16 protein-coding genes are annotated in these 17,578 nt (G+C 55.7%); 5 read left to right on the forward strand and 11 right to left on the reverse strand.

The features are described from left to right. Positions 1 to 409 precede the first annotated feature (409 nt). Positions 410 to 1,429, reverse strand: a complete 1,020-nt coding sequence (locus ACI48J_RS24165) for an alkaline phosphatase family protein (protein ID WP_405080589.1) — start codon at positions 1,427 to 1,429, stop codon at positions 410 to 412. 283 nt (positions 1,430 to 1,712) lie between these two features. On the opposite strand from ACI48J_RS24165, the gene ACI48J_RS24170 reads away from it, so the two are divergent. From ACI48J_RS24170 to ACI48J_RS24180, 3 genes are read left to right on the forward strand one after another with little or no spacing between them, the layout of a single operon-like run. Continuing rightward, entirely contained in the window at positions 1,713 to 3,467 is a 1,755-nt protein-coding gene (locus ACI48J_RS24170) for an ABC transporter ATP-binding protein (RefSeq protein ID WP_405080590.1), read from the forward strand. 52 nt (positions 3,468 to 3,519) lie between these two features. Beyond that, positions 3,520 to 4,197, forward strand: a complete 678-nt coding sequence (locus ACI48J_RS24175; protein ID WP_326052242.1) for a response regulator transcription factor — start codon at positions 3,520 to 3,522, stop codon at positions 4,195 to 4,197. Beyond that, entirely contained in the window at positions 4,194 to 5,267 is a 1,074-nt protein-coding gene (locus ACI48J_RS24180) for an ATP-binding protein (RefSeq protein ID WP_405080592.1), read from the forward strand. The genes ACI48J_RS24175 and ACI48J_RS24180 overlap by 4 nt, the downstream gene beginning before the upstream one ends. Before the next feature lie 265 nt (positions 5,268 to 5,532). Here the strand turns inward: ACI48J_RS24180 and ACI48J_RS24185 are convergent, their stop codons facing one another. The 9 genes from ACI48J_RS24185 to ACI48J_RS24225 form a co-directional block, all read right to left on the reverse strand. Continuing rightward, a complete protein-coding gene (locus ACI48J_RS24185; RefSeq protein WP_405080594.1) occupies positions 5,533 to 6,444 on the reverse strand; it encodes a winged helix-turn-helix domain-containing protein in 912 nt (303 codons plus the stop codon). A gap of 165 nt (positions 6,445 to 6,609) precedes the next feature. Beyond that, positions 6,610 to 7,575 carry an ABC transporter ATP-binding protein gene (locus ACI48J_RS24190; protein WP_405080595.1) on the reverse strand — a complete coding sequence of 322 codons (966 nt, stop codon included), beginning with the start codon at positions 7,573 to 7,575 and terminating at the stop codon, positions 6,610 to 6,612. Beyond that, a complete protein-coding gene (locus ACI48J_RS24195; RefSeq protein WP_326052237.1) occupies positions 7,572 to 8,552 on the reverse strand; it encodes an ABC transporter ATP-binding protein in 981 nt (326 codons plus the stop codon). The genes ACI48J_RS24190 and ACI48J_RS24195 overlap by 4 nt, the downstream gene beginning before the upstream one ends. Positions 8,553 to 8,557: 5 nt before the next feature. After that, positions 8,558 to 9,487 carry an oligopeptide ABC transporter permease gene (opp4C, locus tag ACI48J_RS24200; protein ID WP_326052236.1) on the reverse strand — a complete coding sequence of 310 codons (930 nt, stop codon included), beginning with the start codon at positions 9,485 to 9,487 and terminating at the stop codon, positions 8,558 to 8,560. 12 nt (positions 9,488 to 9,499) lie between these two features. Continuing rightward, the gene (locus ACI48J_RS24205; protein WP_405080597.1) at positions 9,500 to 10,456 is read right to left on the reverse strand and encodes an ABC transporter permease; all 957 of its coding nucleotides are present in this window, start codon (positions 10,454 to 10,456) and stop codon (positions 9,500 to 9,502) included. Between the two features lie 75 nt (positions 10,457 to 10,531). Further along, entirely contained in the window at positions 10,532 to 12,256 is a 1,725-nt protein-coding gene (locus ACI48J_RS24210; RefSeq protein ID WP_405080599.1) for an ABC transporter substrate-binding protein, read from the reverse strand. A gap of 386 nt (positions 12,257 to 12,642) precedes the next feature. Then, positions 12,643 to 13,122: a hypothetical protein gene (locus ACI48J_RS24215; protein ID WP_405080600.1), complete on the reverse strand. Its 480-nt coding sequence runs from the start codon at positions 13,120 to 13,122 to the stop codon at positions 12,643 to 12,645. A 100-nt stretch (positions 13,123 to 13,222) separates the two neighbouring features. Beyond that, a complete protein-coding gene (locus tag ACI48J_RS24220) occupies positions 13,223 to 13,393 on the reverse strand; it encodes a hypothetical protein (RefSeq protein WP_326052232.1) in 171 nt (56 codons plus the stop codon). 222 nt (positions 13,394 to 13,615) lie between these two features. Next, complete coding sequence (locus tag ACI48J_RS24225; RefSeq protein ID WP_405080602.1) at positions 13,616 to 14,518, reverse strand: LysR substrate-binding domain-containing protein; 903 nt, start codon at positions 14,516 to 14,518, stop codon at positions 13,616 to 13,618. Between the two features lie 177 nt (positions 14,519 to 14,695). On the opposite strand from ACI48J_RS24225, the gene ACI48J_RS24230 reads away from it, so the two are divergent. After that, a complete protein-coding gene (locus ACI48J_RS24230) occupies positions 14,696 to 15,439 on the forward strand; it encodes an SDR family NAD(P)-dependent oxidoreductase (protein ID WP_009675721.1) in 744 nt (247 codons plus the stop codon). 416 nt (positions 15,440 to 15,855) lie between these two features. On the opposite strand, the gene ACI48J_RS24235 is transcribed toward ACI48J_RS24230, so the two are convergent. Then, positions 15,856 to 16,647: a formate/nitrite transporter family protein gene (locus tag ACI48J_RS24235; RefSeq protein WP_016423796.1), complete on the reverse strand. Its 792-nt coding sequence runs from the start codon at positions 16,645 to 16,647 to the stop codon at positions 15,856 to 15,858. A 171-nt stretch (positions 16,648 to 16,818) separates the two neighbouring features. Between ACI48J_RS24235 and ACI48J_RS24240 the strand changes: the two genes are divergently transcribed. Then, positions 16,819 to 17,421 (forward strand): hypothetical protein, encoded by a 603-nt coding sequence (locus tag ACI48J_RS24240; RefSeq protein WP_405080603.1) that lies wholly within the window; start codon positions 16,819 to 16,821, stop codon positions 17,419 to 17,421. Positions 17,422 to 17,578: the final 157 nt, after the last annotated feature.

Raw genomic sequence — 17,578 nt, forward strand, 5'->3', positions numbered from 1 at the left:
AAATAAGCGAAACGTCACCTTGGGACAAGGATCGGATTCGCTTTGTTGTCGTTGTGATATAACCGAAAGCGGCCCGCTCCCGGAGATGCCATCCGAACGATGCCGCATTGGCCGTCTCAAGCCGCCGCAGCCGTTCATTCCACGTGTGAAAGCCTCAAGCTTCCGGTTAAGGGATCGCTCCGCAGGGACAGGCCCCGGACCGCCGTTCAAGGGGTCGGTCCGAACGGCTAGCGTCTAAGCGGTCACGTCCTTAGTCCGCTCCGTACCGATGTGGAAAATGATAAATTTTCCGTTTTTTGAGCAGATGTCCGCGGACATAAAAAAGATCGGGGATTCCTCCCCGACCTTGCTTCCACATCTTGTTCCTCATCGCGGTTTCGGCCGCTTTACTTCACTGCTTGAGCCGTTCTTACTGGATCAGCCCGACCGCGCGGCCGTCCAGGTTCCAGCTGCTGCTGATCGGCACGCCGAGATGTTTAAGAGCCGTTACCATAACGTCGGCCTGGTAGGTCGCTCCCGTCAGTTGTCCTTTAACGGTGCTTTCTCCGCTCGCGATCAGGAAAATGGTCGTTTCTTCACTGCTGCTGCCGCCGTGGGAAGTGCCCTTGCCTCCGTGATCGGTACTGACGAGAATGAGCCAGTCTTCCTGGACGTAAGTACTGCGGGCTTTGACCGCGTCCAGAATGGTGCCGATCTGGGCGTCCACGCCTTCGATCGCTTTTGTGTACTGGGACACTTTCGGACTAAAGCCGTACGTATGACCGGCGTGATCTATGTCGTCGAAATGAAGGAAAAGAAAGTCCGGATTACCGGTTTTCAGCAGATTTACCGTATCCGAAACCACTTCGGCATCGGTAGCGACGGTTTTCTCCAAGTCAATGCCTTCCACCAGCTTATCGTTGATCGGGCCCCAGTGTACGATGGACGCCGTCGACAGAGCCGGGTTGTAAAGCTCCGCGCGCTTCATCAGGGAAGGATACTGGCCGAATTTGCTGCCCGCCCACGTGTTGTCCTTAACGCCGTGCTTCTGGTACCAGACGCCCGTATGGATGGTGGACCAGCCGGTCGCACTCCACGTATAGTTGGAGTTCGCCTTCGTCGTCCAACTGTAAGCGCCGTTTGCGGCCAGCGCATCCAGATTGACCGCGTTGGCGGCTTGCAGAGCGTCCGGACGCGTGCCGTCCAGCCCGATCACGAGAACTTTCTTCTTCTTGGCCGTCGCCTCAAGAGCAGCCTGTCCGGCTTCCGGCTTCAACGAGTCATGCTGTACCACGCTGCTTTCCGGTCCTCCGGCGGCGTTCCCGGCGACGGAAGGCGCAGCATTCGTCTCCGGCGAAGCGGCGGCTCCGGCAAGCGATGCCGGAAGAAGCAGGCCCGCAAGCAGGGCGGCGCTCACCGTTTTTTTCCAATCGTTCAGTACGTTAAACATAAATTCCACTCCTTTATTCTTTTCATTTTTAACAAGAAAAAACATATCATTTTCCGGTTTTTTAATGGAATTACGTGTTTTTACTTGTTATTACCAGTATATGGACTTATTGTTAGCCCCGTGTTAGCCGGGTTTTAATCTTTCATGTAGTTGAGAAGGAGTCCCCTATTCAATTCCCAGTTAATATGGAGTTCATAAATGCATGATAAATTTACGGCATGGAACACAAACCACAGAAAAAGATTGTGTGGCCACACAGTTTTGCGGGAGGAGAACATTTGAGATGAAAGAAACTATACAAGACAAGAAACAAATGGGGAACTGGCGGCTGTTTCTCCGCATGATCCAGGATACCCATCCTTCGAAGCTGCTTTTGATCGCCGCTCTCGTAATGAGCGTGGCAACGACCGGGGTCGGCTTTATCGTTCCCCTATTTACGAAGAAGCTCGTGGACGGCTTCTCGATTCAATCGCTCGATCCGTGGCAGATCGGCCTGCTTGTGCTGGCATTCGTTCTGCAGGCGGTGGCCAGCGGCCTGTCCATTTACCTGCTTAACCGGGTCGGTCATCATGTGGTGGCGAATTTGCGCGACCGTTTGTGGAAGAAGCTGCTCCACCTGCCGATCTCGTTTTACGACACGAATGAATCCGGCGAAATGTTAAGCCGGGTAACGAACGATACCGCTGTCGTCAAAGAAGTCATCACGGAGCATCTCGCCAACTGTATCACCGGCATTTTATCCATTATCGGCTCGATCATCATCCTGCTTTTCCTCGATTGGAAAATGACGCTGGTCATGCTGCTGGCGGTGCCGCTGGCCATGGTCGTGCTCATGCTGCTCGGCAAAAAAATGTTCACCATTTCCCGCGGTATGCAGGAAGAAACCGCCAAGTTTACGGCGGTGCTCAACCAGGTTCTGCCCGAAACGCGTCTGGTCAAAGCGTCCAATGCCGAGGAAATCGAATACGAGCGTGGAAAAACGGGCATCACCAACCTGTTCCAGTTCGGCCTGCGCGAGGCGAAAATCCATGCGCTGATCAGTCCGCTCATTTCCTTCGTCCTGATGGCCGTGCTTGTCGCCATTATCGGATACGGCGGCGTCCGCGTATCGTCCGGAGCGCTGACGGCGGGTGATATGGTCGCCTTCATTCTGTATCTGATCCAGATCATTATTCCGGTCACCCAGCTGACCATGTTCTTTACCCATCTTCAGAAAGCGATGGGCGCTACGGAGAGAATGATGTCCGTCCTGAAGCAGGACGAAGAGAAACTTTACGACGGAGCGGTTTTGAAAGACGTCTCCCGGCCGATTCACGTCAAGGACGTCGATTTCGCTTACGGGGACGAGCGCATTTTAACCGGGCTGAACTTTACGATCGAGCCGGGCAAAGTAACGGCCATCGTCGGTCCGAGCGGCGGCGGCAAAACGACGACGTTCTCGCTGCTGGAGCGCTACTATAAGCCGACGGGCGGCGCCATTACGCTGGGAGACACGCCGATCGAGCAGTTCTCGCTGAATTCCTGGAGAAGCCATATCGGCTACGTCGCCCAGGAAAGCGCCCTGATCTCGGGAACGATCCGCGATAATATCTGCTACGGGGTCGACCGGGAGGTGACCGACGCCGAGCTGAACAAGGTCGTGGAAATGGCGTACGCGGGCGAATTCATCGCCGAACTGCCGCAGAAATTCGACACCGAAGTCGGCGAACGGGGCATCAAGCTGTCCGGCGGCCAGCGCCAGCGGATCGCCATCGCCCGTGCCCTGCTCCGGGACCCGCAGATTCTGATGCTGGACGAAGCGACATCGAGTCTCGACAGCCAGTCCGAGATTTACGTCCAGAAAGCGCTGGACAATCTGATGAAGGGCCGGACGACGCTCGTCATCGCCCACCGGCTCTCCACCGTCGTGGACGCCGACAATATCCTTTTTATCGAAAAAGGACATATTACCGGAAGCGGCACGCATGAGCAGTTGTTCCAGACCCACTCAATGTACAAGGAGTTCGCTTCGCAGCAGCTGAGGCTTCAGGAAGCGTAAATCCCCTTAAAACCATAAGGATAAAAAGTCTATTCAAAAGGAGGCACAGCCGATGGCAAACATTCTGGTGGTCGACGACGACGCGCATATCCGGGAGCTTGTGCTGATCTTTTTGCAGGCGGAGGGGCTTCAGGTGTTCGAGGCCGTCGACGGGATCGACGCGCTCTCCAAGCTCGAAACTAACAAGATCGACATGGTCATTCTCGATATTATGATGCCGAAGATGGACGGATGGCAGCTCTGCCGCGAAATCCGTTCCCATTACGGCGATCTTCCTCTGCTTATGCTGACCGCCAAGGGCGAAACGAGCCAGAAGGTCAAAGGCTTCAATCTGGGGACCGACGACTATCTCGTCAAGCCGTTCGAGCCGGCCGAGCTGGTGGTCCGGGTAAAATCGCTGCTGAAACGGTACCGGATTTCGGTCTCGCAGGCGGTGGAAGTCGGCTCGGTGACCATGAGGCGCAGCACCTACGAGCTTCTATGGAATAACGAGAGCCTGACGCTGCCCTTGAAAGAATTCGAGCTGCTGTTCAAACTGGGAAGCTATCCGGGCAAAACCTTCTCGCGCGACCAGCTTATCGAGGAGATTTGGGGCTACGATTACGCGGGCGACGAGCGAACCGTAGACGTGCATATCCGCCGGCTCCGGGAGCGGTTTCCCGAGGAGGACTGCGGCTTTAGAATCCGCACGATACGGGGGCTGGGCTATCGCCTGGAAACGGCGGAATGAGGAAAAGCTTCCTCGCCCGGACCCGTACGGTCGTTCTCATTCTGCTTGCCGCCGCGGCCATCATGCTGCTCTGCACCTACGCGGCTTACACCGCCTTGCCCTTCCTGTATTCCCTGCTCGGCGCAGAACCCGGCCCGTACTGGAAGCAGGCGGTATTCGCCACTGTCGTTTTCATTCTCTTCATCGGCTGTGTCGGCGCAATCTCTTCCTTAATGAGCAAAAAGCACATGCTCGTCTGGGATATGATCCAGGACGCCATGCGCCGCATGGCCAAAGGGGATTTTTCCGTCAGCATCGATTTGCCGATGGATGAGAAGGACCGGCTCCGCACCATCGTATCCAATGTCAATCTGATGGCGGCCGAGCTCGGAGCGCTGGAAAAAATGCGCCAGGAGTTCATCTCCAACGTGTCGCACGAAATCCAGTCTCCCCTGACTTCTATCCAGGGCTTCGCCAAGGCGATCAAGCAGGAAAATCTCTCGGCGGAAGCACGGCTGCGCTATATTACCATTATCGAGACGGAGAGCGAGCGCTTATCCAAAATCAGCGACAACCTGCTCAAGCTGACATCGCTGGAATCGAAGCATCACCCGTTCGAACAGGTTGCGTACAGGCTCGATAAGCAGCTTCGCAGCGTCGTGCTGGCCAACGAACCGAAATGGCTGGAACAGAAGCTCGACATGGAGGTCGAGCTGGAGCCGGTAACGTTCCGGGGAGACCGGGATCTGATGAGCCAGGTGTGGATCAACCTCCTGTCCAACGCCATCAAATTTACGCCGGACGGCGGTACGATCCGTATCGGGCTTTCCACCCGGGAAGGCCGTGCCCGCGTGACCGTAGCCGACACCGGGATCGGGCTGACGGAGGAAGACCGGCAGCATGTGTTCGAGCGCTTCTACAAAGCCGACAAATCCAGAACCGCCTCCGGCGGAGGAAGCGGGCTGGGCTTGTCGATCGTGCAGAAGATCATTGAGATGCACGGCGGCAAGATTTCGGTGGAAAGCCGGCCGGGCGAAGGCACCGTCTTCTTAGTGGAGCTGCCGTTGGAGACTCGGGAGCCGGACGCGTGAAAGCGCGAAGCTTGACGCCCGTGTCCTCGTGCCGCCCGGCTCCGGTTACCGGTCACGACAAGAAGCCACGACCCCGAAAAGAGCAAAAAAAGCCGAGACTCCCTAAAAGGAAACTTCGGCTTCTTTGCTTTTAATTTGGACTTCCGGGCTTTTCGCGGCGCATTTTACAGGCCTGGTTCGCGGTTGGCTCCAAGGCAAACGGCTCGCTCCAAAGCAGCCCGTTTGCTCTATGCCCCATACCGCACCCGTCATTCGGCGGCTCCGGCTAGTCTTCGAGGTACTCCAGCAGCAGCTCCTGCAGCTCGCCCACGGCCGATGTCCGCAGGCTGTAACCCGTGACGGTTTCCCCCGTCACATGGGCTTTGAGCAGACCCGCGCACCGCAGGCTGAACAGATGCTCGTGGGTAATCCCTTTGGATATGCCCAAGTAACGCACCACCTCGATAAAGCTATGGGGTTCGCTGCGCAAAAAACGGAGAATCCGCAGACGGCTTTTCTCGCTCAGGCTGCGGAGCATCCGGTACAATTTCGGCGACGGCCCTTCCTCGTGGTCGTGTCCGGGCAAACTGGCCGGATACTGGCAGAGCGTAACGGGCCCGAAGCTGTAAAACACATTCCCCGGCACAAAGTGAAACTGCGGGGTCAACACGACCTTCTCGAGGCTGCTTCCCGGCTCGAAATACATGCCGCTTGTCGTCCGCTCCGCCAGTTCTACGGCAGGCATCCGTCCGATGAGGGCGCGGTTCTTCTCCGCGTCCTCTTCGAGAGCGGTTACGAGGCCGGGCTCCACCTTGGCGAAGTACTGGCTGTTCCACTCCGACAGGAGATGGACAAACTTGTCCCGCACCGCCTGCATGTCGGCGGGAAAGTTCTGGATGTATGGCGACAGGAGAACGTACAGATCCCCGAGGGACAAGCCTTCAAGCCACCGCAGGAAGCCGGGCACGCTTTTCTTTTCGGGAGACAAATAGGCGAAAAGAAAGATCAGCCGCCACTCCGGCGATAAATCCGTCGAATCGAGCTCCCGCCGGAAATCGTCCGTGAGTCCCGTACGGATTTCGGGGGCCCAGTCCGGGCCGAGATCGATTCTTTTATACCAGATCTTGCACAAATACGTATGCAGACTGACGATCAGTTCGTTCGCAGGCTGAAACGAAAATTCAACTTCATAGGCCAATGCTGTTCACGCTTCCCTTCGAACCCAGGCTATAGCTGTCTGGTTGCCTGTACGGTATGCTCCGTTCAGAGGAGGGCGGTCAGACAGCTTGCACGAGATACCCGGCGGATAATCCAATCGAATTCCGCTCAAGTATACGGACTGCTAGAAGAAGTGTACATGGCGTCAAACCAAATGGCAAGCGACATAATGCTCGCCCCCCACATTGCGGTATTCCGGAACGGCCTCCTTGCATACCGCCTTCGCGAACGGACACCGGGTATGGAATTTGCAGCCGGAGGGCGGGTCTACCGGGCTTGGAATATCTCCGGTCAGCACGATTCTCTCCCGGCGGATCTCCGGATCGGGAATCGGAATGGCCGAAAGCAGCGCCCGCGTATACGGGTGAAACGGATTCGCAAACAGCTCGTCGCGCGGAGCCAGCTCCATCAGCGAGCCGAGATACATGACGCCGATCCGGTTGCACAAATGCTCCACGACACTGAGGTCGTGGGAAATAAAGAGATAAGTCAGATCCTTCTGATCCCGCAAATCGCTGAACAGATTAATAATCTGGGCCTGAATGGACACATCCAGGGCGGATACCGGTTCATCGGCGACGATGAAATCCGGGTTTAGAATAAGCGCCCTCGCAATACCGATCCGCTGTCTCTGCCCGCCCGAGAACTCGTGCGGAAACCGGTCGATATGATGCGGAGCCAGCCCGCATACCGACATGATCTCCAGCACCCGTTCCCGGATCTCCGCCTTGGAGGCAAGCCCGTGGTCAAGCACCGCTTCCCCGATGGCGTCCCCCACCCGGATGCGGGGGTTCAGGGAGCTGTACGGGTCCTGGAAAATGATCTGCATGTCGGTGCGGAGCGTGCGCATCTCCGGCTTGGACAGCGAAAAGATATCGCGGTCCTTGTAGATCACTTCACCGGCGGTTTTGTCCGTCAGACGGAGGATGGCCCTGCCGGTGGTGCTTTTGCCGCTTCCGGATTCTCCGACCAGGCCGAAGGCGTCGCCCTTGTTGATCGTGAAGCTGATATCGTCGACCGCCTTGACGTGGTTCACCGTCCGGTTAAGAAAGCCGCCGGAAACCGGGAAATATTTTTTCAAGCCTTTCACTTCAAGCAGTTTCGTACTCACCGGACTCCCTCCTCGTATAACCAGCAGGCCGTTTTGTGACCTGTGCCCGTATCGATCATCGGAGGCTGTTTCGTGCGGCAGATTTCCATACAGTGCTCGCAGCGGTCGCTGAAATAGCACGATTCCTGCAGATCCACCAGCTTCGGCACCTGCCCCGGTATCGTGTACAGCCGTTCCTTGCGCTGGTTGACGACGGGCTTGGCCCGCAGAAGCCCCTGCGTATACGGATGCTTCGGATTGCGGAACAGATCCAGCACCGGAGATTCCTCGATGACCTGACCGGCGTACATGACGACGACATGGTCGGCCATCTCCGCCACGACCCCCAGATCGTGCGTGATCAGCAGGATCGAGGTGCGACGTTCTTCCTTGATCTTGCGCAGCAGATCGAGAATCTGCGCCTGAATCGTCACATCGAGCGCCGTCGTCGGTTCGTCGGCGACGAGCAGGCGCGGGTTGCAGGAGAGCGCGATGGCGATCATGATGCGCTGCAGCATACCGCCGCTCAGCTCGTGCGGGTAGCTGTCGTAGATGGACTCGGCGCGTGCGATGCCGACCATCGCGATCAGCTCCAGCGCCTGCTTCTTCGCCTCCTTCCGGGAGACGAGCTGGTGCTCGATAATAGGCTCGATCATCTGCTCGCCTACTGTGAGCACCGGGTTGAGCGACGTCATCGGCTCCTGGAAGATCATCGCGATCTCATTGCCGCGCAGATGGCGGATGTCTTTGGGGCCCGCCTTCAGCAGGTCCTTGTCGTCGAACCAGACTTCCCCCGCGACCGTCTTCCCGCCCGGCTCCTGAACGAGCCTCATCAGCGACATGGCGGTGACGCTCTTGCCGCAGCCGGATTCTCCCACGATGCAAAGCGTCTCTCCTTCTTTCAGGCTCAGACTGACGTTGTCTACGGCTTTCACCGTTCCTTCATCGGTAAAGAAATGCGTACTCATTTGTTTAATTTCAAGCAATGGTTTGTTCATTGCGCTCACCTGCTTTTCATTTTCGGATCCATGGCGTCTCTCAGTCCGTCACCCAGCAAATTCACGGCAATAACCGTGATAAAGATCGCGAAGCCCGGAGGCGCCCACAGCCACGGCCGCTTCTGGAAATCGATCAGCGAATTGGCCGCGTCGATCATGTTCCCCCAGGAGGCCGTCGGAGGCACGACGCCAAGCCCGAAGTAGCTCAGCGTCGACTCGCCGATGATGGCCCCGCCTACCCGCAGCGTCGCGACGACAATCAGCAGCGGAACCGTATTCGGCAGCAAATGGTTAAACAGTTTGCGCCGGTCCCTCAGGCCGAGGGCATCGGCGGCCTGGATGAATTCACGTTCGCGCAGGCCCAGAATCTGGCTGCGCACCATCCGGGCGAGTCCCGGCCAGCCCACCAGACTGAGCATGATCATAACGATATACAGCCGGTAATCGGACGGCACTTTCCATTCCGACAGGACGGCGCCCATAATGAACAGCATCGGCAGTTCGGGAATCGTCATCAGCACATCGGCCACGCGCATAATGACTTGATCGACTACTCCCCGGTAAAAGCCCGCGAGGATACCGAGCACCGATCCGATCAGGACGGACAGCACCATGGACGCGAGGCCGACCGTAAGCGAGATGCGGCCCGCCTGCATAAGCCGGGTCAGAATGTCGCGGCCCAACTGGTCCGTACCGAGCCAGTGCTTCAGGCTTGGCGGCGCTTTAATCAGACCGGCATCCACTTTGCCGGAGCTGTACGGCGAGAAAAACGGGCCGATGAAGCAGAGCAGAAATATAAAAATAAGAACGCCCAGACCGAGCATGGCCATCTTGTTCTTCCTGAGCCTCAGAAACGACTGTTTCCACAAAGAAGACTTAGGAGCCGACGGCTGTCCTGCGGCCGGGTTTATCGTATGTTGAGCGCTGACTGGCATGCAAGAGCCCTCCTATTTCAATCTTACGCGCGGGTCCGCCACGCGGTAGAGCAGATCGGCGATCAGGTTGCTGATCACGGTCAAGGTCGCGATAAAGATCGTGAACCCCATCAGGACCGGATAATCCCGTACGGAAAAAGCTTGCATATACACCTGCCCGATCCCCGGCCAGTTAAAGATTTTCTCCGTGATGATCGCTCCTCCGAACAAGGAAGGGATCTCGAAGCCGAGCAGGGTGATGGCGGGCAGCAGCGCATTGCGCAGCGCGTGTTTGTAGACGACCGTCTTCTCCTTGAGCCCCTTGGCCCTTGCGGTCCGGATAAAATCCTGCTTGATGACCTCCAGCAGATTCGTCCGGAAATACCGGGTCAGCGAGCCGACGCTCAGCATCGTCAATACGGCAACCGGCAGAGCCATATGTCGAACGACCTCCCACGCGTAAGCCAGACCGGTCGACGTGCTGCCGGTCGTGGTTTTGCCTCCGGGCGGAAACCAGCCGAGGTCGACCGCGAGCAGCTTAATTATGAGCAGCCCCACGAAGAAGGCCGGAAGCGACATGGCGGCGAAGACCAGAAACGTAATCAGGGCGTCAAACCAGGAATACTGCTTCGTAGCCGAGAAAACCCCGACCGCTATCGCGATCAGCCACGTGAAAATCATGGAGGTGAACGCGATCAGAAAGGAATTGCCGATAAAGCTGACGACCAGCGAGGTCACCGACTGCTGGTACTGCAGCGAGAAGCCCAGATCACCCTTCAGCAGATTGCCGAGCCAGATAAAATAACGCTCGACGACCGGCTTATCCAGCCCGTACAGCTCTTTCAGCTCGATCTTGCGCTCCATGGACAGCTTCGGATTGGAATCGACGAAGTCGCCGGGCGTCAGCGCATACAGCATAAAAATGAGCATGGATGCCCCGATCAGGGTGATCAGCATATAAATCAATCGTTTGATTACGTAAGACTTCATTGTGTACCTCCCAAGAAAGATGCCCAGCCTGTAAGCTGGGCATGACTCTTTCCGCTATTGATAGGATAGAAAAGACTACTCGATCTTCAGCTTAGGCAGGCTGGAGGAAATGCCCGTGTAGCCGTTCGGTTTGAAGCCTTCGATTCTCGCGTTATGCGCGGAAATGATTTTCCGGTACGTCAGCAGAATAAACGGCGGATCGTCGGACAGTTCCTTGTACAGCTCTTTATAAGTCGCTTTTCTCTGCTCGATGTCAAAGGAAGAGATTCCTTTCTCGATCAGCTCATCCACTTTCGGATTCGCATAGCCGTTCGTATCGGTGAAGCTGCTTTTGTTCTTGGAGTAGAAGCTGATGACACCGTCGGACGGATCGGGCAGCATCGTGGTCGAGAAGGAAGCCAGATCGTGATCGCCTTTGCTTGTTCTCGCGAGCAGGGCATTGTAGTCCATCAGTTCCGTTTCGAGCTGGATGCCGATGTCCTTGTAATTTTCTTTGGCAATCGGTACGAGCACGTCGCTGAGCGGGCCTTTCGTCGTGAAGTAATGGACAACCAGCTTCGCGCCGTCTTTCTCCCGGATGCCGCCCTCTCCCGGTTTCCAGCCCGCATCGTCGAGAAGCTTCTTCGCTTTTTCCTGATTGAACTTGAATGTATTGACGCCTTCTTCGGTATAAGCCCAGGAAGCGGGAGAAATCGGTACGTTCGCTACCTGGCCGTAGCCCTGGTAAGCGGCTGCGACGATTTTGTCGCGGTCCAGGCCGTAAATAAACGCCTGACGGACGTTTTTGTCTTTAAAAATCGGCTTGCTGTGGTTGAACTTGATAAAGCTGTAAGCCGTCGAAGTATAAATGTTTACGTTCGCGTAGCCGAGACCTTTGAGAAGCTCCAGGCTGTCGTCGTTGGCCGGATAAGCGCTGTAATCCACTTCTCCGGTCTGGAAGAATTGCGTCGCGTCGCCGGAGGTCGTTTTATAAATGAAATGTTCCACGGACGGCTTGCCGCCGAAGTAGTGCTCGTTCGCGATAAAGCGGACTTCCTGTCCCGGAATGAATTTCTCCAGTTTGTAAGGACCCGTTCCTACCGGCTTGGTATGAAGCGTTTTTATGTATTCGAGATTGCCCGGCGTGTAATTTTTGCCGTAGTAGGCTTTGGAAAGAACCTGGCCGCCCAGCAGCTGAAGCGCTCTGGCGTTAGCTTTCTCCGTCGTGATTTCGATCGTTTGCGGATCGGTAACCTTGATGCCTTCGATTGTGGAGGCTTTGCCCTCTTTATAAGCCTGGCCGCCTTTCACGGCCGTTTCCGTAATATCCGTTTCGCCGTCGTAAGCTTTGTCGTAGAGCACGCTCAGGGTGAACGCTACGTCATCTGCGGTCAGCGGGGAACCGTCGCTGAATTTCAGGTCTTTTTTAAGATGGAACGTATACTTCAGCCCATCCTGGGAGATGTCCCATTTCTCGGCCAAAGCCGGGATCGGCTTACCGGTTTCGTCGATGTCGACCAGCGGCGAGAACATGACCGAGGTTACATTGCCGTCATAGCCGTTGTGATAGAAATAAGGATTGAACACCCCGCCGGGTTCCGTGAGCGTAACCACGACCGTATCCTTCCTTGCGGTAGCGGCGGCCGGCGACTTGGATTTGTCGGTTGCGGCAATAAATTGATCCGCACCCGTCTGCTGTTTGGCCTGGTCGTCCGTTTTCGGCGCTTCCGATGCGCCGGGTGTCCCGGAGCTGCTGCAAGCCGACAAGGCCAGTGAAGCGGCCAAAATCAGACTAACCGCGTATGAAGCTCTTTTTTTCATGATAGTTCCTCCCCGTTTTTTAGCTGCATCCCATCCGAATGCTAAATTCTTAATATCCCATTGGTAAACTAGGAATTAATCTTATCGCCATTATAGGAGGATTTTTCAGTTCTGTAAATAGGGAACTTAAAAATTTTTCTCCGAAAACAGTACCAATAAACCGTTTTCACATTTTATGACCGTTTGCGGCGGATGATGCCCCTATAAAAGCGCGCAAAAAAGACGCCCGGCCGGGCAAGCCGGGCGCCTTTGTATTGTCGTCAGGCGGTCTTGAAAGAGATCGCCTGCTTATTCAATTTGCGGATTCGGGGGGTCTGGGTAAACGTTCGGGCCGGTATTCCTCCCGGTATTCCTCCCGGGTTTCCGTCCCTGCCCCCGGTCAGCCGTTATCCCGCGGCCTCTTCCGAGCCGGGTGCAAGCTTGTTCCCGCCGCGCAAAAAGGCCGGCAGCCGCTTATCAACGAACTCTGCGGCCAGCAGCGTTACGGACAGCCCTGCCAGGGACAAGGCTACCGCGAGCGGAATATCCCAGATGCGGGGAGTCACCGTAAAAAAGGGAATTAGCGAAACGGCGAGAATCGGCGGCGCGTTCCACTTGGCCCTATTTAGCCAGATGATGACCAGCGTATTGACGAAAAGTGCGAAGATGCCGGGAATGAGGTGGTAAATGAGGGTGCCGATAACCGAGGCCAGCACCGCCCCCGCCGAAATGGAACTCTTGGCTTTCGCGGTGAAGGGCCGGGAAATAAACAGGAAGCTGAAAGCCCCCAGCGCCGGAAAAAACAGTCCGTGCATAGCCGGGTAGTGCTTCGAAATTCCGTAAACGAGCATGATGTAGAGCGCTACACCGATTATTTTTACATTCATGACGGACAGTTCCTCTCTCAAGCGAAAAACACCAAGTCCCCGAAGCGGGCTTGGTGTCTTCCTCTCCTTTATTGGCCATTTGCAAGGATTTCCGGAAGGTTCACGAGTTTCTTTGAAGTTCATATTCATTCTGATGCAGCTCTTTGATCATGGTTCTCAGAAAGCTGCTTTCCTGCATACCGAGACCTTTCGTATTGTCTTTTGCAATCATGTCTCCGATGGTACGCTTTAAAATCTCACTGCGTCTTCCCAACATTTTCGCATACGTCAATCCAAGTCAACTCCCGGTTCGTTTATTTCGTGTGTAAAAACACTCTTCTAAGTATATAGAATGAAGCCGGTTATGGAAAACGGACTCAGCCCCGCTGACGCAGGCTCACCCGCGCTCACCCCCGAAGAGCCGTACTGAGCCATGACGTTCGGAAACATCCTCCGGTATCCTCCCCTATCCTGCCACGAATCCCCAGATCCGGGATGCAAAGCGAGCCGGGTTTTACTCTAGACCGCTTCTCAGCCGTTCCACGAACGTTCTGGAAACCCGCGAGAAATGGCGCCCTTCCGAACGTACCCAGCCCAGGTAAACCGGCTGCCCCGCCTTGAATTCCAGCTCCGCCGTCATCATGTTGACTTCCGTGTACAAGGGAGCCCATTCCCGCCGGAAGGAATAATCCATCCCCACGGTGACCGCGTTCTGTTCTTCCACCGCCTTGCGGATGGCGTCCGTGTTGTTCGTCGTGAATAAAATGTCCACCTCGCCGTGCTCCGCGGCAAACCGGTTCATAAACCACCGCACATACTCGTCGTTATACAGTACGACCGGCTGGGTGCGGAGCATGTCGGGCGTAACGGCTCCCCTGTAAGCCAAGGGAGATTTATCGCTCATGCCGACGACCATCTTTCCTTCCAGCAATCGCTCGAAGGCCAGGCCCTCGCTTTTTTTCAGCAGACTCTCGAACAAAATGATAAACCCGATGTCCAGCCGGTTATGGCGGATGTCATCGAGAATTTCCTGCGAGCCTTTCTCCGCGATTTCCATCCGCACCAGCGGGTAATCTTTCTTGAACCCCGCGACGGCATCGACCAGAAGGGACATCGGCCCCGGAATGGTGCCCATGCGCAGCTCCCCGCTCAGCGTCTCGCCCCAGCCCCGCGCGGCTTCTTTGAGCTCGTCCAGCTTGCTGAGCACTTCGAACGCCTTGCGGATGATGACCTTGCCTTCGGCTGTCGGAACCGCGCCCATCCGCGAGCGTACGTACAGAACGACTCCGAGTTCGCCTTCCAGGTGAGCGATGGACTGGCTGACCGCGGACAAGGACACGTGCAGATTGCGTGCGGCGCTAGTGATCGATCCCGTTTTCGCCACTTCGACGATGTATTCCAGCTGCTCCAGATGCAAAATTCCGCCCCCTTCCTTAAGCACGGCTTAAGTATAGCTTACTAAGTTTAAATAGTTCTATAGGAATAAAAGCGATACAATAAAAGCAAGATGATGAGGACTTGCCCCAGGCAGGACCTCCTGGATTACACGGCCGAAACGACCGTTCACCCTACTTGAGAAACGGAGAGATACCTCATGAGATTTACGGACAAAGTAGCCATCGTAACCGGCGGCGCCAGCGGGATCGGGGAAGCGACGGTCCGCCTGTTCGCCCAGGAAGGCGCCAAAGTCGTAATCGCGGACTTTTCCGACCGCGGTCAGACCGTAGCGGACGAGCTGAAAGCGGAGGGCCGCGAAGCTCTGTTCGTCAAAACCGACGTCACCAAGGAAGACGACGTTAAACATATGGTTGCCGAAACGGTCAAACAATACGGCAAGCTGGATATTTTATTTGCCAATGCGGGCATTGCCAAAGACGGCCCAGCCGACAAGCTGAGCTGGGAAGCCTGGCAGAAGACCATCGACATCAACTTGTCGGGCGTGTTCCTCAGCGACAAATACGCGCTGGAGCAGATGCTCGCCCAGGGAACCGGCGGCGCGATCGTCAACTGCGGCTCCATCCACAGCCACGTCGGCAAAGCGGGCGTCACCGCGTACGCTTCCGCGAAAGGCGGCGTGAAGCTGCTTACGCAAACGCTGGGCATCGACTACGCGCAGCACGGCATCCGTGTGAACGCCGTCTGCCCCGGCTATATCGACACGCCGCTGATCGCCGGACGCACCCAGGCCATCACGGACCACCTGACGGCCCTGCATCCGATGGGACGTCTCGGCAAGCCGGAAGAGGTCGCGAAAGCCGTGCTGTTCCTGGCCAGCGACGACGCCTCCTTCGTGACCGGCACGACCCTGCTCGTGGACGGCGGATACACCGCGCAGTAACGCGCCGCGCGATTCACCGTATGGATATTTCCTGACGTTAACTATCCATACGGCTCAGTTAACCTTCAACCTCCTTAACCGTTTACCCGGTTAAGGAGGTTTTTTTGCGGGCGGGCCGGGTTCGCCCTCCCGGCTCGTGCACGCTCTCCCGGCGGGGCCGATTCAGCCGCGCCAAAAAAGGGCTCTCTCCCGCCAAAGCGGGGCGAGCCCCGGAAAGCGCCGGAGACAGCCGACGTATAAGAGCCCGGGCATTAGCCCCGGGCTTGCGATAAGGCGACTGCCTCCGGACATCCGCCCCGGCTTGCGGCGAGGCGGCAGGCCCTGACCTGCGGGAAGCTGTCGCATGACGGCGATGAGCCCGGGCTCCACCAAGCCTGCGCATGAAGGCTGGCGGCCCCATGGCCTTTTTTTGACGGCTAAGCTTCTTCGTGCTCGTCCATAAACGGTTTGTTCACGTAATGATACATAACCGCCATCAGAACACCGCCCCCGATAAGATTGCCGAACGTCACCGGAATCAGATTATGGAGAACCCCGCCCCACGAAATCGTATCCGGATGCTCGACCACCAGCGCAATCGCGAACGTACACATGTTGGCAATGCTGTGCTCGTAACCGGAAATGAAAAAACAGAAGACAAACAGCATCATGGCGAACAGTTTCGCCCCGTCCCCTTTGAGCGACATCGGAATAAAAAAGGCCAGACACACGAGCCAGTTACAAAGAATGGCCCTGAAAAAAAGCTCTAGCGAAGGCGCATTCATCTTCTTGGCCGCCACGCTCAGCAGGAATCCGTTCACGTCGTGCTCCCTGAAAAGCCCCGTCGCCAGAATGAGCAGCGCGAACGCCACGGCTCCGAGAATATTGCCTCCGTAGCTGGTCAGCCATAACCGGATGACCTCCGGCCAGCGCAGCTTCCGTCTTAACGCGGCAAACGTATAGTAGAACGTATTTCCCGTAAAAAGATCCCCGCCGCCGTACGAGATCAGAATGATCGCGGCGCCGAAAGTGATCGCGGCCATCGGATAGGTGAACGGGGAATGCTCCAAGTAGAAGAAACTTCCCGTCTTGAACGCGACGATCACTCCGAACCCGATAAACATGCTCGCCAGCGCGGAACGGGATAAATAGCGGAGCTTGCTCTGCTTATAAATTTTCATTTTTTTCATAGCCAGCTTCTCTACCTGCAGCAGCGGCTGTACTTCCATAGCCCGGTCTCTCCCTCCACGTCGAATCCACCCGTTGTGCATATTTTCCATTCCTAAGTAGCTTATTACGAATCCCGTTTTTAATAAAGCTCTTAATTAAATTTGTGTTGAGTCCGGTACGGCAGTATAGTCGGTTAAGTAATAAATTCCAGGAAATAGGAGACTATGTTTATGAAGCTTCTGCCTTTAGCTAAAGCGCCCCGCTTTCGAACTGTTTTTGCGTGTTTATTTTTGCTTTTTGCTTGTTATTATTTCTTTGTATACAGTTCGGTCAAAAACACGACTATCCGCACTTCCGGTAGTTATGTGGCTTTCGAATCGGCAGAGGACTTATACAAAGCCGCCGACCTTGTTGTATCCGGTTTTACTACCCAAAGCTTTGAGCAGAGAAAAAAGACGGTTACCACATTCTTAACCACAAATGCCATCCAAGACTTCTATACCACAACCGAATTTCGAACGGAACACGTATTTAAAGGGAATCTCGCTTCCGGAACAACGATCCAGGTCGGTGAACCGGTCAGCTACCATCAAAGTTTGACAGGACAAAGTAAAATAACCAGGGAGGATTATTCGGAATTAAAAAAATCCAGTAACTATCTTCTGTTTCTGAAAAAGAACAGCGCGGGCCTCTATTTCATCATGAATGCAGAGTTCGGAAAATATAACACGGACCATACGGATGCGGACGACGAGAAGTATGCCCCCAAACAAAAATTCAGAGAGCAAATGATTCAGGACAAAACGTACGCGCCGCTGAAGCTTGACCGCTAGACCCGGGCGCTTAAAACCTTTGGGTCATCCAGCAGAATGCGCGTAAACAGAGTGTAAAAAAAGAAAAAAGAGACCTTCGAAGGAAGGTCTCTTTCTCTCGTTCTCTGGGCTCTGCAAGGCCAGCGAAGCAGTCTTAGGGCACACGCCGCCGCACTGA

Origin of the sequence: Paenibacillus chitinolyticus (assembly GCF_045038035.1) — a bacterium.
Lineage (GTDB): Bacteria > Bacillota > Bacilli > Paenibacillales > NBRC-103111 > Paenibacillus_F > Paenibacillus_F chitinolyticus_A.

Excerpts from the sequence above, each read along its gene's own strand:
- ACI48J_RS24195 (WP_326052237.1), bottom strand. The coding sequence starts at position 8,552 with ATGAACAAACCATTGCTTGAAATTAAACAAATGAGTACGCATTTCTTT.
- ACI48J_RS24165 (WP_405080589.1), bottom strand. The coding sequence starts at position 1,429 with ATGTTTAACGTACTGAACGATTGGAAAAAAACGGTGAGCGCCGCCCTG.
- ACI48J_RS24230 (WP_009675721.1), top strand. The coding sequence starts at position 14,696 with ATGAGATTTACGGACAAAGTAGCCATCGTAACCGGCGGCGCCAGCGGG.
- ACI48J_RS24180 (WP_405080592.1), top strand. The coding sequence starts at position 4,194 with ATGAGGAAAAGCTTCCTCGCCCGGACCCGTACGGTCGTTCTCATTCTG.
- ACI48J_RS24170 (WP_405080590.1), top strand. The coding sequence starts at position 1,713 with ATGAAAGAAACTATACAAGACAAGAAACAAATGGGGAACTGGCGGCTG.
- ACI48J_RS24240 (WP_405080603.1), top strand. The coding sequence starts at position 16,819 with ATGAAGCTTCTGCCTTTAGCTAAAGCGCCCCGCTTTCGAACTGTTTTT.
- ACI48J_RS24175 (WP_326052242.1), top strand. The coding sequence starts at position 3,520 with ATGGCAAACATTCTGGTGGTCGACGACGACGCGCATATCCGGGAGCTT.
- ACI48J_RS24210 (WP_405080599.1), bottom strand. The coding sequence starts at position 12,256 with ATGAAAAAAAGAGCTTCATACGCGGTTAGTCTGATTTTGGCCGCTTCA.
- ACI48J_RS24205 (WP_405080597.1), bottom strand. The coding sequence starts at position 10,456 with ATGAAGTCTTACGTAATCAAACGATTGATTTATATGCTGATCACCCTG.
- opp4C (WP_326052236.1), bottom strand. The coding sequence starts at position 9,487 with ATGCCAGTCAGCGCTCAACATACGATAAACCCGGCCGCAGGACAGCCG.
- ACI48J_RS24215 (WP_405080600.1), bottom strand. The coding sequence starts at position 13,122 with ATGAATGTAAAAATAATCGGTGTAGCGCTCTACATCATGCTCGTTTAC.
- ACI48J_RS24235 (WP_016423796.1), bottom strand. The coding sequence starts at position 16,647 with ATGGAAGTACAGCCGCTGCTGCAGGTAGAGAAGCTGGCTATGAAAAAA.